This window comes from Halomonas sp. ML-15, assembly GCF_014779595.1.
Taxonomy (GTDB): domain Bacteria; phylum Pseudomonadota; class Gammaproteobacteria; order Pseudomonadales; family Halomonadaceae; genus Franzmannia.
Genome location: NZ_JACXZT010000009.1, coordinates 97,761 through 113,190, shown reverse-complemented (window position 1 = coordinate 113,190; position 15,430 = coordinate 97,761). Strand labels below are relative to the sequence as shown.

Sequence of the window (15,430 nt, the reverse complement as noted above, 5' to 3'; positions counted from 1 at the left end):
AACCATGAAGATCGCCATTCTAGATGATTATGGGCACGATGCCCTGCGACTGGCCGACTGGAGCGGCCTGGGGGAAATCGACATCTTCCAGGATACGTTGACAGATCAGGACGCGCTGGCAGAACGCCTCTCTGCTTATGACGTCCTGTGCGTGATGCGCGAACGTACCCCGCTGCCCGGGGCGCTGCTGGAGCGGCTGCCAAAGCTGAAGCTTATCGTCACGTCGGGCTCACGCAACCTCTCGATTGACCTCGACACCGCCGCGCGCCAGGGCATTACGGTCTGTGGCACCGAGTTGCGGAAAACCACCACCGCAGAGCTCACTCTCGGGCTGATGCTGGCCAGCCAGCGCCGCATTGTTGTCGAGTCAAACCACCTGCGCAACGGCCAGTGGCAGCAGGGACTGGGCCGAGACCTGGGCGGGCTGACGCTAGGGATCATCGGACTCGGCAAGGTTGGACAGCAGGTCTCGGCGCTGGCCAAAGCCTTCGGCATGCAGGTCGCGGCCTGGTCGCAGAACCTCACGCCGGCGCTGTGTGACGAACACGGCGTCCAGCATGCGACGTCGCTCGAAGCACTGCTGAAGATGTCGGATATTGTCACCATACACGTGGTGCTGTCGCCGCGTAGCCGCGGGCTTATCAATCGCGAGGCACTGAGTCTGATGCGGCCGACCGCCTGCCTCATCAATACCTCCAGGGGGCCAATCGTCGACACCCAGGCACTGGTTGAGGCGTTACGCAGCCAGACCCTGGGATCGGCGGCGATCGATGTCTTCGATCAAGAGCCGCTGCCTGCCGATGACCCGCTCCGCGATCATGACTTGATCGACAGTGGCCGCCTGCTGCTGACGCCCCACCTCGGCTATACCAGCGAACAGACGTTCCGGCTCTTCTACCGGCAGATGGTGGAAGACATCCATGCCTGGCAGCGAGGAGAACCTATCCGTCAACTCGACTAGTCCGACATGGCGGTGGCGCTCACTGCTGAGCGCCACCGCTATCGCACCTGCCTTATTGCACCTGCCTTGTCAGCCCATTGTCTGGCCTACCAGGTGTCAGAGCCGGACCAGGCCTGCATCGATCAATGGGGTGATCCGTCGGACGCTGGCTCGCCGGTTCTCCTGACTGGGGCCCTGCGTATCCACTTTCAGATAGCGCTCACCGTAGCCCTGCACCACAAGATTTTCCGGGGGAATATCGAAGTACTCCGTCAATGCCAGGGCGACGGCTTCTGCCCGTCGATCGGACAGCCCGAGGTTCATCAGGTCCGCGCCGACGGCATCGGTATGACCTTCCACCAGGAAAAGCTCGCTGGGGTGCTCCTTGATGATATCGGCCATGGTAAGACCAATCATGCGCAGGCCTTCGGCCTCCCTAGGCTGAATAGCAGACGAGCCGGTGGCGAACTGGATAACGTCGAGGTCGACCCGCGGCATCATCGCTCGAATGCGATGGTTCTCGCGTACCTGCCGAAGTGAAAATACCTGCTCAAACTCCTCCACTGGCGGCGCCAGTAGCGCCTGGCGCAGAATGTCCTGATCCGCACGTCGATAGTCCACGACGTAGCGATCATCCGGCAGGCTGTGACGCAGCGGCGGGAGCGACTGGTCAAGTTGAGCAGATGACACCCAGCTGTCGGTCTTTCTCGTTTCATCGATCAGTACGATAGCGGTGCCGTCGGGCAAGTAGCGGGTGCGCTGAAGCACAAAGCCCCCAGAGTCGCGAATCGTCACGATGCGGCTGCCATCCTCGCGCGTCACAGTGGAGCGCGTGACGCCATCGGCAAACGACTCGGTCGTCTCGGTGACGCCAGGGCGACGCAGCAGCAGATTCTCGTCCTTGCGCACGTGGAGTTCGCCGTCGCGCTCGACGATCATGCGATCGCCTTGATCATCGACGACCCGTCCCCCGAGCTGCGGGATCAAGGCGCCCACCACGGCACCTGCCGCAGCTGCCCCCAGGTATTTCCATACCTGACTGCTGCTGCCGCTATCCGAATCGGCATCTGAAGCAGCCGCGACGCTGACTTCCTGGTCGCTGCTGCGTGTGCTTTCCGACGTCACGACCTCTTCGGAGGTCGTGGCGGCCTCCTGATCGTCTAGATCGGCAGCAGCGGCCAAGGCGTCTGCCTCGGCCTGCTCCATCGCCTGCTGATCGTCCCGGGCCTCGGCCTCGGCCTGTTCGATCGCCTCCTGCTCGGCCAGGGCCTCTGCTTCGGCCTGCTCGATGGCCTCCTGCTCGGCCAACGCCTCTGCCTCGGCCTGTTCGATGGCCTCCTGCTCGGCAAGGGCGTCAGCTTCAGCCTGCTCAATCGCCTCCTGCTCGGCGAGCGCCTCCTCTTCGGCCAGGGCGTCTGCCTCGGCTTGTTCAATGGCCTCCTGCTCGGCAAGGGCGTCAGCTTCAGCCTGCTCAATCGCCTCCTGCTCGGCGAGCGCCTCCTCTTCGGCCAGGGCGTCTGCCTCGGCCTGCTTGATAGCTTCCTCTTCGGCCAGGGCGTCTGCTTCGGCCTGCTCGATGGCTTCCTCCTCAACCAGGGCGTCTGCCTCGGCCTGCTCGATGGCTTCCTCTTCGGCCAGCGCGTTTGCCTCGGCTTGTTCAATGGCCTCCTCTTCGGCCAGGGCGTCTGCCTCGGCCTGCTTGATGGCTTCCTCTTCGGCCAGCGCGTCTGCCTCGGCCTGCTCAATGGCTTCCTCTTCGGCCAGCGCCTCTGCTTCGGCTTGCTCGGCGGCTTCCTCTTCGGTCAGCGTCTCTGCTTCGGCTTGCTCGGCGGCTTCCTCTTCGATCAGAAGCTCAGCGTCAGTGTCATCCTCAGATTCAATAGCTTGAGCGAGCGTAATAAGCTCGGTATCTGGCGCCAGAATGAAGCCTGCCTGGGCGAAACTCGGCCCCATCAACGACAGCGATGCCGCCAGCACCACAGGCTTACTGAAAACACGCATTCGATACTTCATGTTCTTCACCCACAACTAGCGCCCTGGGGCCGATAGGAGCTTTCTGCAAACTGCCGAGGCAAGCTCTGTTTCCGTCACGATCAGCTACCACGCCTGATGGTTTCAGCATGGTCGAGAAAGCGTGAACCATCGGTACGACAGCACACACAGGAGACATCGACTTCAATGACCAAATGCAATCCCTGCCCTCCACCCGGCCCCATCAGCCTGGGTGGTGACTTGACGCGAAAACCACTTGATACCAGCCTCAGGGGACGCCATTATCAGCGCCCACTCGTCTATCCCCTGTCGGGGAATCCGGATGAGGCCAAGACTGTTCCACTTTTCCCGATCTGGATTCGAACCCATGAGCAAAGTCCTGATTATCGGCGCCGGCGGCGTCGGCGGTGTCGTCACCCACAAGTGCGCCCAGCACCCCGAGAACTTCAGTGAGATCATGCTGGCCAGCCGCAATGAGTCGAAGTGCCAGGCCATCGCCGCCCAGTTGGATCGCCCGATCCAGACGGCACAGGTGGATGCCGATGACGTCGAGGCGCTGGTCGCACTGATCGAGTCGTTCACGCCGGACGTACTGATCCACGTGGCCCTGCCCTATCAGGACCTGACCATCATGGAGGCGTGCCTGCGCACCGGCGTGCCCTACCTCGATACGGCCAACTACGAGCATCCCGACGAAGCCAAGTTCGAGTACAAGGAGCAGTGGGCCTTCCAGGATCGCTACGCCAAGGCCGGTAACATGGCCACCCTGGGCTGCGGCTTTGATCCGGGCATGACCAATATCTACTGCGCCTACGCCCAGAAGAACCTGTTCGACGAGATTCACCGCATCGACATCCTGGATGCCAACGGCGGCGACCACGGCTATCCGTTTGCCACCAACTTCAACCCGGAGATCAATATTCGCGAGATCACCGCGAAGGGGCGCTACTGGGAGAAGGGCGAGTGGAAGGAGACCGACCCGCTGGCGGTGAAGCGCACGTTCGACTTCGACGGCATCGGCGAGAAGGACATCTACCTCCTCTACCACGAGGAGATGGAATCGCTGTGTCAGAACATCAAGGGCCTGGAGCGTATCCGCTTCTGGATGACCTTCTCCGATAAGTACATCACCCACCTCAAGGTGCTCGAGAACGTCGGCATGACCAGCATCGAGCCGATCAAGGTGGGCGGTGCCGAGATCGCCCCGCTGGAGTTTCTCAAGGCGGTGCTGCCCGACCCGGCCTCGTTGGGCCCGCGCACCAAGGGCAAGACCAATATCGGCATCATTGCCGACGGCATCAAGGACGGTAAGCGCCGCAAGGTGCATATCTACAACATCTGCGACCACGAGCAGTGCTATGCGGAGGTGCAGTCCCAGGCCATCTCCTACACCACCGGCGTGCCGGCGGTGACCGGCGCCATGCTGATGCTCGAGGGCATCTGGAAGGGCCAAGGGGTGTTCAACGTCGAGCAGCTCGACCCCGATCCCTTTATGGCGCGCATCGGCGAGATGGGCCTGCCGTGGCAGGTGGTCGAGCTCGATCCCGACCACGATCCGCTGGCCTGAGCCATGGCCAACGCACGCGATGGAGGCCTGGACGCCGGACTCGATTTCGACATCCAAGCCTGCCCCTCCCCGGCCTATGTGGTGGACGACGCCCTGCTGCGCCGCAACCTGGAACTGCTGGGGCAGGTCCAGGAGCGCAGCGGCGCGCGCATCCTGCTGGCGCTCAAGGGCTTCGCCATGTGGGACGCCTTCCCACTGGTCCGCCAGTACCTGGTGGGCACCACGGCCAGCGGCCAGGACGAGGCGCGCCTGGGGGCGGAGACCTTCGGCGGCGAGGTGCACTGCTACTCGCCGGCCTTCACCGAGGAGGAGCTGGCCGTGGTACTGCGCTACGCGGATCACCTCAGCTTCAACTCGCCGGGCCAGTGGCGGCGCTTCCGCGACACCGTCGCGGGCGCGCCGCGGCGGGTCTCCTACGGCATGCGGGTCAACCCCGAGCACTCCACCGGCGCGGTGCCGCTCTATGACCCCTGTGCGGCGGGCTCGCGGCTCGGCACCCGCGCCGTAGACCTGGCAGCGGCGGATCTCGAAGGGCTGGAGGGGCTGCACTTCCACACCCTGTGCGAGCAGAACAGCGACGCCCTGGAAGAGACCCTGGCGGCCTTCGAGGCGAAGTTCGGCCACTATCTGGCCTGTCTCAAGTGGGTCAACTTCGGCGGCGGGCACCATATCACCCGCGCCGACTACGACATCGAGCGGCTGGTGCGAGTGATCCGCAGCTTCCGCGAGCGCCATCCGCATCTCACGGTCTATCTGGAGCCGGGCGAAGCCATCGCGCTCAACACCGGCTACCTGGTCTGCTCGGTGCTGGATATCGTCGACAATGACGGCCCCATCGCCATCCTCGACACCTCCGCCACCGCGCATATGCCCGACGTGCTGGAGATGCCCTATCGGCCGCATATCATCGGCAGCGGCGAACCGGGAGAGAAGGCTCACAGCTATCGCCTGGGCGGCATGACGTGTCTCGCCGGCGACGTGATCGGTGACTACTCCTTCGACCGCCCGCTGGCGATCGGCGATCGCCTGGTGTTCACCGATATGGCCCACTACACCATGGTCAAGACCACCACCTTCAACGGCATCCGCCTGCCATCGATCTGCCGCATCGATGCGCAGAGCCGCGAACTGCGCACGGTGCGCACCTTCGGCTATGTGGACTATATGCAGCGGCTGAGTTGAGGCGTCGCAGCACCGCGGCGTGACGAACATGACATCCACCGCCAGGGAGTGACGGTTATGACGACGATATTCAAGTTCGGCGGGGCCTCGATCAAGGATGCCGAGGCCATTCGCCATCTGGGCAAGCTGCTTGCTGGCAGCCACGAGCGCCCCCAAGTCCTGATCATCTCGGCCATGGGCAAGACCACCAATGCCCTGGAGGCCCTGCTCGCCGCAGCACGCGGCAGCGACGAGAGCGACTATCGCCAGCGGCTCCAGGCTCTGCGCAACGACCACCTGGCCACCGTCGAGGCACTGTTCGGCACGCAGGACAACGCCGTCGCCGAGCGCGTCGAGGCGCTGCTCAGCGACCTGGACGCCTGCCAGCGCAAGTATCGCGACGCTGAGCGGGCGCACCACTACGACCGCACCATCGGCTTCGGCGAACTGCTCTCCACCACCATCGTCAGCGCCTGGCTCAACGAGATCGGTATCGACAACGACTGGCATGACGCTCGCCAGCTGATCATCACCGACGCCACCCACCAGGCCGCCAACGTCGACTGGGCTGAGACGTCGCAGCGACTGCAAGCGCTCAGCAGCAAGCGTATGGGAATTATCCAGGGGTTTATCGGGGCTACTGCGGCGGGCGAGTCAACCACCCTCGGCCGCGAAGGCTCGGATTTCAGCGCGGCGATCGTCGCCCACTGCCTGGACGCCAGCGAGGTGGTGATCTGGAAGGACGTGCCGGGGTTGTTCAACGCCGACCCGCGGCGCTTCGACAATGCCCGGCAGCTGATGCAGATCAGCTACGACGAGGCCATCGAGTTGGCCTGGCTGGGCGCCAAGGTCATTCACCCCAAGACGCTGGCCCCGCTGCGCGAGCGGCAGATCCCTCTCAAGGTGCGCTCGTTCAAGACCCCGGACGCCGCGCCCAGCGTTATCTCCGAGCAAGGCGACGACGACGCCACGCCGGCCTATATCCTGGCCGAGGAGCAGGTCTTGCTGGACATCCAGCCCCAGGATTTCTCGTTTATGGACGAGCCCCGCCAGCACCAGGTGTTTGGCTGGCTAGTCGACGCCGGCCTGCACGCCAACCTGATCGACGGCGGCGCCATGCGCCTCTCGCTATGCCTCGACGCCCACCCCGCGCGCCTCGAGCCTTTTGTCGAGGCGCTCGCCGCCGACTATGACCTAACGCGCCACGACGACCTGACCCTGCTTTCGATACGCCACCCCACCCAGGCGCAGCTGGACGCGCTCAGCGCAGGCCGCGAGGTGCTCGCCCAGCGCAGCAACGCCTTCACCGCCCAGCGCCTGTTTCGCCGCGGCGAGTGTCCTGAGACCTGGCGTATTCCCGATGGTAGAGACGGCTAAGCCCCTCACCCCAGCGCCTTGACCACCAGCTGCACGCCGACGATCGCCATGGCGATGATGATCAGGCGGTAGAACAGCGTCTCGTTGACCCGGTGCTGCAGCCACAGGCCGCTGCGCACCCCGGCCCAGGCCACCGGCACCAGCACCAGCGAGGCCCAGGCGCTGGTGAGGTTGATCTCACCCAGCCACAGGTAGGGGCCGAGCTTCATCAGGTTGACCGCGGCGAAGACGATGGCGCAGGTGGCGATAAAGGTGCGCTTGGCCAACCGTCGGGGGATCAGGTAGAGGTTGATCGGCGGCGCGCCGGCGTGGGCCAGAAAGCTGGTGAAGCCACAGCCGATACCCGCCAGTGGCGCCCAGCGTGTGGAGATCGGGCGCCCGGCGGCAGGCCGCAGCAGCATATACAGCGCGAACAGCAGCGACAGCACGCCCAGCAGCAGGCGCACGCCATTCTCGTCGAGGCTGCCGATCAGCAGCGTGCCGATGATCACTCCCAGCACCAGCCCGGGCAGGATACGCCGCACCTCGGTGCGGTCGTGATACCCCCACCACGCCTTGACGGTAAAGGCGTCCATCACCAACAGCAGCGGCAGCAGCAGGCCGGCCGCCTCGATGGGGCCGATGGCCAGCGCCATCAGCGGTACCGAAAGCGTACCGAAGCCACCGGCGAAGCCCCCCTTGGAGACCCCGGTCAGATAGGTGGAGAAGATGATCAGGCCCCAGGCGAGCCACGAGTAATCAGGTAACATCGCAGATCCTTTGACGCGCTCCGCTGCGCCGCACGGGAATTATTTGCCGCAATGGTACTCTATCGCTGCGTTGCATAAGACAAGGAGATCCCATGCCAACCCGTGCTGTACTGCCCCGCCGCCTGATCGGCGCGGCCGGCGCCCTGCTGCTGGCCACCATCTCACTATCTGCCAGTGCCGACGAGCCGGTATTCGGCTGGGTCGAAATGGCCACCGTGGAGCCCTGGGGCACCACCATAAAAGCCAAGCTCGATAGTGGCGCCCTCACCTCGTCGTTGGACGCCCGCGATATCGAACGCTTCGAGAAGGACGGTGAAGAGTGGGTGCGTTTTCGCCTTGAGTTGGAAGATGAGCGCAGCGACGAGGTGCTCTCGGAGGAGCTGGAAAAACCGATCTACCGCAGCATCAAGGTCCGCGGTGCAGGCGGTAGTGCCAGGCGTGCCGTGGTGCTGATGGAGTTCTGCCTCGGCGACCGTATCTATGAAGAGCAGGTCGGGCTGCGCGATCGCAGCGAGATGTTCTACCCGCTGCTGCTCGGGCGCCGCACCATCGAACATCTGGGCCTGCTCGACGTGCGCGAGACCTTTATCAACGGCGCCGACTGCGCTGAGGACGCCGAGTTCGTGGCTAACGACCCGGACGACGATTGAGCCAGGCGCCAATGCCGGTGCCCAACCAGGCGCCGGCCAGCCATAGACAGATCGACAGACCAACATAGAGCACCGCCATGCCCGGCGCACCGGTGCCGGCCAGGGTCAGCACCTCCAGGCTGAAGATCGAGAAGGTGGTAAAGCCGCCGCATACGCCGCCGATCAGGAACAGCTGCATCCGCGTCGACAACGGCCAGCGACCAGCGCTGAGCGTGGCGATCAAGCCAATGGCGATGGACCCCAGCAGATTGACGCTCAGGGTGCCCCAGGGCAACCCGCCAGGGGCTGCCAGCAGCCACATCGAGAAGAGGTAGCGCGCCATCGCCCCCAGGGCACTGCCGACCGCCACCGCTGCGTAGTTGGCAAGCGCCGCCTTCATAGTGCGCCTCCCGCGGCCAGCCGGCCGACGATCAGACCCAGCGATACCGCCAGCAAACAGCCGAACAGTGACGCGGCGATATTCACATAGCCACGCCACGGTTCGGCACTGCGCAGCAGCGTCAGGCTCTGCATGCTGAAAGAGGAGACCGTGGTATAGCTGCCGAGCACGCCCACGGCGAGTAGCCACCAGCTGGCGGTGGGTCCCTGAAGCAGCAGCACATCGAGCCCCCAGGCACCGGCCAGCGTTCCGAGCAACAGCGCCCCGCTGAGGTTTACCGCCAGGGTCCCCCAGGGGAACGTTGCGCCCCAGCGGGCCGTGACCAGGGCTGTTAATCCCACCCTCAACACGCCGCCCACGGCGCCACCGGCACCCACCAACATCAGCGCTTGAACATCGAACACGGCTTCTCTCTCCCATATCGCCAGCGGCTATCCTAGCAGACAAAAAAAACCACCCGCGAACGGGTGGTGGAAGTTACCGCATGCTTGCCAATGTTCTCTCTAACTGGCGCAGGAACGCCTGGCTCCTTTACCCGGCTGCGGCGTCAGACTCGAAGCGGCTGCCAGCATATGCTGTTCGAGATCGTCTGCATGACACTTGAAGGCCAGGCATTCGCCGCAGCGTACGTCCTGGTCTGCGGCATCTACTGTCGGCAGGGTGAAACGATCATGGCCACACACGTTACAGCGCAGCTCCAGCGGGACGTCCAACATGGTGTATTCCTCGTGATGCGTGATGCTCTTCCCTGAACACCAAGGCGATAGCAATGCAATATACATTGGCATGCTTCCACTTGATGTACAATATTTGTATAGATTAACCTTGCGTATAATTGTGCCGAAAACGCACCAGTCGCCAGTGTCATCCTCGTGTGTGACGCGCTTATGACGGCCGCCGACTTGTCTGCTTGGGGCCGGCATGTTGAGATGCGCCATAATGGATGCGCTGTGCACGCCGTTGCCACTCGCCCTTTCACGCTGACTCATGGAGGTAGAAGCGTGCTTCTCCCACGTCTCTTCACGATTGTCACCGGCCTGCTGATGGCCCTGCTGCTCCTGGGGCCAGCCCAGGCTCAGCAGACTACCCCCACCGCCCCGTCGCCCGCCTACGATACGCTGGCCGATCTGCTCGAAGACGAACAGTCGCGGAACCGGCTGATTGAAGAGCTGCGCGGTTTATCACAGGAGGAGTCGGTGGCGCCGCTGGGACTGGAGGGCGAAATCTCGGCCGAAGCCATTGCTGCCACCGCCCCCAGCGGCCAGACCGCCGAACAGATATCGCTTCCGCGCCGCCTGGCCGAGGCCACCAGCAATATCGCCAGTGACGTCGGCGGCCAGTTCAACAACCTGATCAATGTGCTCGGCTCGCTGTTCAGCGGCCAGCCCACCGGCGAACCAGGCTTCGACAGCGCCGCCTTCATGAGCGCTGCGATCAACCTCGGCCTGGTGATCCTCGCCACCTTTGCGCTGTTCATTAGCTTTCGCTACCTGGCCAAGCCGGCCTTTACGCGCATCAGCCTGTGGTCCCGCGAGAGCGCCGGCCTGACGCCGATCCTGCGCCTGGTCATCGCGGTGGCCGTGGCCGCGGTCATCGACGTACTGGTGGTCGCCCTGGCCTACGTCGGCGGCAACCTGATCGCTACCTTTGCGGTGGGTGAGACCGGTGAACTCTCAACCCGGGCCTCGCTGTTTCTCAACGCCTTCCTGGTCATCGAACTGTTCAAGGCCGCGGTGCGCATGCTGTTCGCCTCGCGCTACGAAGGGCTACGCCTGCTGCCTATCGTCGCTGAAGAGGCCTCCTACTGGAACACCTGGATCGCCCGGCTGATCGGTCTGGTTGGCTATGGCTTGCTGGTGGCAGTGCCAATGATCAACTTCTATCTGGCGCCGGCGCTTGGCGAAAGCGTCGGTACGCTGATCATGCTCGGCGCCTTTATCTACGCCGTCGGCAAGGTACTCAAGAACCGCCTCAAGCTGCGCCTCGCCATAGAGGGCATGGCGGAGCGCAGCTCGCTGAGTGCCACTCGCATGTCGCTGCAGCTGTTTGCCCGGCTGTGGCACTGGCTGGCCGTCCTCTACTTCCTGATGGTGCTGGTGGTGACGCTGATCCGCCCCGAGGATGCGCTGCCATTCGTGATGGTCGCCACCCTGCAGACGCTACTGGTGGTCGGCGCCGGCGCGCTGCTATCGGCACTACTGACACAGACCATCGGCCGTCATATTCGCCTCTCCGAGGATCTGCGACGCAAGCTGCCGATGCTCGAACCTCGCCTCAACAGTTATGTGCCCAACGCCCTGCGGGTCATTCGCGCGGTGATTCTGGTCGCCGTGATCATGTTGGTGCTCAACGCCTGGGGCGCCTTCGACGCCGCCGCCTGGTACGCCTCCGAGGCCGGCCGCGGGCTGATCGGCAAGCTCGTTAGCGTGGCGGTCATCCTGCTGCTCGCCATCGGCGCCTGGCTGTCGCTGGCCAGCCTTATCGAGCACAAGCTCAACCCCGAGACGGGTGCTGGCGAACCCGATGCCCGCGCCAAGACCCTGCTGACGCTGTTCCGCAATGCGCTGGCGATTGCCCTGGTCACCATCACCCTGATGATCGTACTGGCCGAAATCGGCATCAACATCGGCCCGCTGATCGCCGGTGCCGGTGTCCTCGGCCTGGCCATCGGTTTCGGTGCCCAGAAGCTGGTGCAGGACATCATCACCGGGGTGTTCATCCAGATCGAGAACGCCATGAACAACGGCGATGTGGTGACCGTAGGCGGCATCACCGGCACCGCCGAGCGCCTGAGCATCCGCTCGGTGGGTATCCGCGACCTCAACGGCACCTACCACATCGTGCCCTTCTCCAGCGTGGACACCGTCTCCAACTATATGCGCGAGTTCGGCTACCACGTCGGCGAGTATGGCATCGCCTACCGCGAGAGCATCGACGAGGCGATCGTGGTGCTACGCGAAGCCTTCGACGAGCTGGCCAACGATGAGGCGCACAAGGCCAATATCCTGGCGCCCCTGGAAGTCGCCGGGGTCGTGGCACTGGCCGACAGCTCGGTGAATATCCGCGTACGGATCAAGACCACGCCGGGCACCCAGTGGTCCACCGGCCGCGCCTTCAATCGCCTGGTCAAGCTGCACTTCGACGCCAAGGGCATCGAGATCCCCTTCCCGCACACCACGCTCTACTTCGGTGTCGGCAAGGAGGGCGAAGCGCCGCCGGCCAACCTGCGCACCATGCGTCAGCCGTTCGACATCAACGGCCGCCCGGGCGGTCAGCCAAGCTCCGGGGAGCAGAGTCGCATCGGCCAGGACGACCCGCGCTCGCAGCCCAACCCCGAATTCAAGGGCGACTTCGACGAAGACTGACCGCGCTCTTGCCATCCACGCAAAGGGGCTGCCATCGGCAGCCCCTTTGCGTGTGATGATTCGCCACGCCTGAATAGATTGGAGCAGCCGACTCGATGTAACCTTGGAAGGATGACAAAGGGACTGTTCAGCATAGCCCGATGCGGGACGAATGGCGTAGAGGCGGTGTCGGCCGACACCGCGCATGCGTTCGGCCGTCACACGCATGACCAGTACGGGATCGGCGTCATCCTGCGTGGTGCACAGAAGTCCTTGAGCGGACGCGGCACCGTCGAGGCGACAGCGGGAGACATCATCACCGTCAATCCTGGCGAGGTGCATGATGGAACACCGCTTGGTGACAATGGCCGCGCGTGGCGGATGCTGTACTTCGATCCGGCAAGCTTGGCCGGCACGATAGACGATGTCACGGACGGCGTGACCAACAACCGAGAACTTTCGCACCCCGCCATGCGCGACCCGCTGTCCTCCGCGCGTTTCTGCGCGCTTTTTCGCGCCATCACCGATCCGCAAGGTGGGCATAGCGACATTGAAATCCGCGAGAATCTGCTGCTGCTGCTTGCGCGGCTTATCGAGCCTGGTCGTGCACAACCCGTGCGCGGAGTACCTATCGGTATCGAGCAGGCCCGTACTCGCATCGACGACGATCCAGCGACCTCCCTGACACTTCTTGATCTGGCCGACATCGCTGGCGTCAGCCAGTTCCAGCTCGTGCGAGGGTTCTCGAAGGCCACCGGACTCACACCCCATGCCTATCTCGTACAGCGTCGACTGCAAAGGGCGCGAAGGCTGATTGCCGCCGGGGCGAGCCTCACCGATGCCGCCCAGAGATCCGGCTTCGCCGACCAGAGCCACATGACCCGGCTGTTCGTGCGCGCCTACGCCATATCGCCAGGGCTTTATGCCGCCGCGATGAATTGATCTGCAATTTTGTTCAAGACAGCGCAAAAGCGCAGCGTGCAGAGTGGCTCGGAACATAATCGAGCCACGCAACCGCCGAGGCCGGCATGGTCCGGCAGCACTGCGAGATTGAGCCGTCATGACGCCTGAATTCTTCCTCACCGCCCTGGTCATCGTCGCATCGCCGGGCAGCGGCGCGATCTACACGGTCGCCGCCGGCCTGCTGGGTGGCGTGCGCGCGAGTCTCATTGCCGCTCTGGGCTGCACGCTTGGCATCATTCCCCATATGTTAGCGGCGATCAGCGGGCTTGCGGCACTGCTTCACACCAGCGCCGCGGCTTTCCATATCCTCAAGTATGTCGGCGTCGCCTATCTGCTCTACATGGCCTGGGCAATGTTCCGTGACCACGGCATGCTGAGCCTGGACGGCAAGGCGAATGGCAAGAGTGCCCGGCAGGTGATCGCCTCGGCGATCCTCATCAACCTGCTGAATCCCAAGCTCTCGATCTTCTTCTTCGCCTTCCTGCCGCAATTCGTCAGAGGGGATGAAACGGCACCTGTGATCAAAATGCTGGAGCTGAGCCTGGTATTCATGGTGCTGACATTCGTGATCTTCGCCGCCTATGGCGCATTTGCCGCTGCGGTCCGTCAGCATGTCATATCCAGCGCCTCTGTTCAGACCTGGATGCGACGCGGCTTCGCTGGCGCTTTCGCGGCTCTCGCTGCTCAGCTCGCGCTCACTCAGCGATAAGGCCTGACATCAACGAAGACTGACCGCGCCACGCACAGGGGCTGCCAATGGCAGCCCCTGTCTGTTTCGCCAACAATCGTTTGATCAGTGGGTGGTGACCAGCATCACCACGCTAAGCGCCGCCGACACCCACATCGCCGGCTTGATCGCATCGATGCGGCCGGTGAACAACTTGATCATCACGAAGCTGAGGAAGCCAAAGGCGATCCCCAGGGTGATCGAGTAGGTCAGCGGCATCAGGATGATCGCCAGGAAGGCCGGGAAAGCCTCGTCATAGCGCGTCCAGTCGATCTTGCTGATCGGCGCCAGCATGAACAGACCGACCAGCACCAACGCTGGCGCGGTAGCGATCGCTGGCACCAGCGACAGCAGCGGAGAGAGGAACAGGAACGGCAGGAACAGCACCGCGATGACCACCGCCACCAGCCCCGTACGCCCGCCCTGAGCAACCCCGGCGCCGGACTCGATAAAGGTCTGGGCCGCGCTGGTGCCCAGCGGCGCAGCAATCATCGAGGCGAAGGCGTCGACGGTCATCGAGCGCTTGAGGTTGCGAGGATTGCCATCCTTGTCCTTGAGGTCGGCGGACTCGGAGAGCGCCATGAAGCACGACAGCGCATCGAAGAAGTTGGTAAACAGCATCACGAAGATAAACGGCAGGTAGGCAACCTTCAGCGCCCCCCAGATATCCACCTGCATCACCGCGCTAAAGTCGGGCCAGGCCGCCAGGCCGCTCCACTCGACCATCACATCGCCGCCCCACATCCGCCCCATCGGCGTGGCCAGCAGGGTGGTCAGCGCGATACCCAGGATCAGCGCACCGTTGAAGCGCAGGATGACCATGATCGCAGTGGCCATCATGCCGACAAAGAAGGTGATCAGGGTCGGGTCCATGCTGCCCAGCGACACCAGGGTGGCATCGCTGCCAACGATGAAGCCGGCGTTCTTGAGCCCGATGAAGGTGATGAACAGGCCGATACCGCAGGTGATCGCATAGCGCAGCGAGGCCGGGATCGCCTCGATGATCGCCTTGCGCACGTTGAACATCGCCAAGGTCGCGAACAGCACCCCGGACCAGAATACGCAGCCCAGCGCCACCTCCCATGACAGCCCGGCCCCCTGCACCAGGGTATAGGTGAACAGCGCATTCATGCCCATGCCGGGTGCCACCAGGATCGGGTTACGCGCATACAGCCCCATCGCCAGGCTGCTCATGAAGCTGATCAGCACGGTGGCCGAGAGCGCCGCCGAGAAGGGGATGCCGGCATCCGACAGAATCGCCGGGTTGACCACGATGATGTACATCGAGGCGAGGAAGGTAGCGATACCTGCCAGCACCTCGGTACGCAGGGTCGAGCCGCGATGGCGTATACGAAAATAGCGCTCCAGCCAATTGCCCTCTTCCGGCGCCTGGCTAGACGACGCTGAGGCCGCACCAGCGGTAGTGGAGGAATCTTGCATCGTCATGGTCCTGTTGTTGTTGGCTGTCATAGGTCAGAGGTACCGCAAGCAGCCCTGACCTTTCGGTCAAACAATCACAGGGTAGGCAATTTCTGACCATTTGGACAAGCCATGATAGACCAATGACGTATACAAAAGGAC

14 protein-coding genes are annotated in these 15,430 nt (G+C 63.5%); 8 read left to right on the top strand and 6 right to left on the bottom strand.

Going from position 1 to position 15,430, the window contains the following annotated elements; all coding sequences use genetic code 11:
* Positions 1-4 precede the first annotated feature (4 nt).
* Positions 5-961, top strand: coding sequence for a D-2-hydroxyacid dehydrogenase family protein (locus IEI94_RS06195; RefSeq protein WP_191166453.1), 957 nt, complete (start codon positions 5-7; stop codon positions 959-961).
* A 96-nt stretch (positions 962-1,057) separates the two neighbouring features.
* Here the strand turns inward: IEI94_RS06195 and IEI94_RS06190 are convergent, their stop codons facing one another.
* Positions 1,058-2,941, bottom strand: coding sequence for an OmpA family protein (locus IEI94_RS06190; RefSeq protein WP_191166452.1), 1,884 nt, complete (start codon positions 2,939-2,941; stop codon positions 1,058-1,060).
* Between the two features lie 358 nt (positions 2,942-3,299).
* On the opposite strand from IEI94_RS06190, the gene IEI94_RS06185 reads away from it, so the two are divergent.
* From IEI94_RS06185 to IEI94_RS06175, 3 genes are read left to right on the top strand one after another with little or no spacing between them, the layout of a single operon-like run.
* Positions 3,300-4,499: a saccharopine dehydrogenase family protein gene (locus IEI94_RS06185; RefSeq protein ID WP_191166451.1), complete on the top strand. Its 1,200-nt coding sequence runs from the start codon at positions 3,300-3,302 to the stop codon at positions 4,497-4,499.
* 3 nt (positions 4,500-4,502) lie between these two features.
* Positions 4,503-5,681, top strand: coding sequence for a carboxynorspermidine decarboxylase (gene nspC / locus IEI94_RS06180; RefSeq protein WP_191166450.1), 1,179 nt, complete (start codon positions 4,503-4,505; stop codon positions 5,679-5,681).
* A 57-nt stretch (positions 5,682-5,738) separates the two neighbouring features.
* Entirely contained in the window at positions 5,739-7,037 is a 1,299-nt protein-coding gene (locus IEI94_RS06175; protein WP_191166449.1) for an aspartate kinase, read from the top strand.
* A 5-nt stretch (positions 7,038-7,042) separates the two neighbouring features.
* On the opposite strand, the gene IEI94_RS06170 is transcribed toward IEI94_RS06175, so the two are convergent.
* Complete coding sequence (locus IEI94_RS06170) at positions 7,043-7,786, bottom strand: sulfite exporter TauE/SafE family protein (RefSeq protein ID WP_191166448.1); 744 nt, start codon at positions 7,784-7,786, stop codon at positions 7,043-7,045.
* Between the two features lie 92 nt (positions 7,787-7,878).
* Here IEI94_RS06170 and IEI94_RS06165 point away from each other — a divergent pair, with 92 nt between their 5' ends.
* Entirely contained in the window at positions 7,879-8,436 is a 558-nt protein-coding gene (locus tag IEI94_RS06165; RefSeq protein ID WP_191166447.1) for an ATP-dependent zinc protease, read from the top strand.
* On the opposite strand, the gene crcB is transcribed toward IEI94_RS06165, so the two are convergent.
* From crcB to IEI94_RS06150, 3 genes are all read right to left on the bottom strand, one after another.
* Positions 8,414-8,815: a fluoride efflux transporter CrcB gene (gene crcB, locus IEI94_RS06160; RefSeq protein WP_191166446.1), complete on the bottom strand. Its 402-nt coding sequence runs from the start codon at positions 8,813-8,815 to the stop codon at positions 8,414-8,416. The genes IEI94_RS06165 and crcB overlap by 23 nt on opposite strands.
* Positions 8,812-9,219 (bottom strand): CrcB family protein, encoded by a 408-nt coding sequence (locus IEI94_RS06155; RefSeq protein ID WP_318153366.1) that lies wholly within the window; start codon positions 9,217-9,219, stop codon positions 8,812-8,814. Before IEI94_RS06155 ends, crcB begins: the two co-directional genes overlap by 4 nt.
* A gap of 99 nt (positions 9,220-9,318) precedes the next feature.
* The gene (locus IEI94_RS06150) at positions 9,319-9,531 is read right to left on the bottom strand and encodes a hypothetical protein (protein ID WP_191166445.1); all 213 of its coding nucleotides are present in this window, start codon (positions 9,529-9,531) and stop codon (positions 9,319-9,321) included.
* Between the two features lie 327 nt (positions 9,532-9,858).
* Here IEI94_RS06150 and ybiO point away from each other — a divergent pair, with 327 nt between their 5' ends.
* The 3 genes from ybiO (at position 9,859) to IEI94_RS06135 (ending at position 13,831) form a co-directional block, all read left to right on the top strand.
* The gene (gene ybiO / locus IEI94_RS06145) at positions 9,859-12,180 is read left to right on the top strand and encodes a mechanosensitive channel protein (protein ID WP_191166594.1); all 2,322 of its coding nucleotides are present in this window, start codon (positions 9,859-9,861) and stop codon (positions 12,178-12,180) included.
* Positions 12,181-12,345: 165 nt separating this feature from the next.
* Complete coding sequence (locus tag IEI94_RS06140) at positions 12,346-13,101, top strand: AraC family transcriptional regulator (RefSeq protein WP_318153365.1); 756 nt, start codon at positions 12,346-12,348, stop codon at positions 13,099-13,101.
* A gap of 118 nt (positions 13,102-13,219) precedes the next feature.
* Positions 13,220-13,831, top strand: coding sequence for a LysE family translocator (locus IEI94_RS06135; RefSeq protein ID WP_191166443.1), 612 nt, complete (start codon positions 13,220-13,222; stop codon positions 13,829-13,831).
* An 84-nt stretch (positions 13,832-13,915) separates the two neighbouring features.
* Here IEI94_RS06135 and IEI94_RS06130 read toward each other — a convergent pair whose 3' ends face one another.
* The gene (locus tag IEI94_RS06130; protein ID WP_191166442.1) at positions 13,916-15,289 is read right to left on the bottom strand and encodes an NCS2 family permease; all 1,374 of its coding nucleotides are present in this window, start codon (positions 15,287-15,289) and stop codon (positions 13,916-13,918) included.
* Between the last annotated feature and the right edge of the window lie 141 nt (positions 15,290-15,430).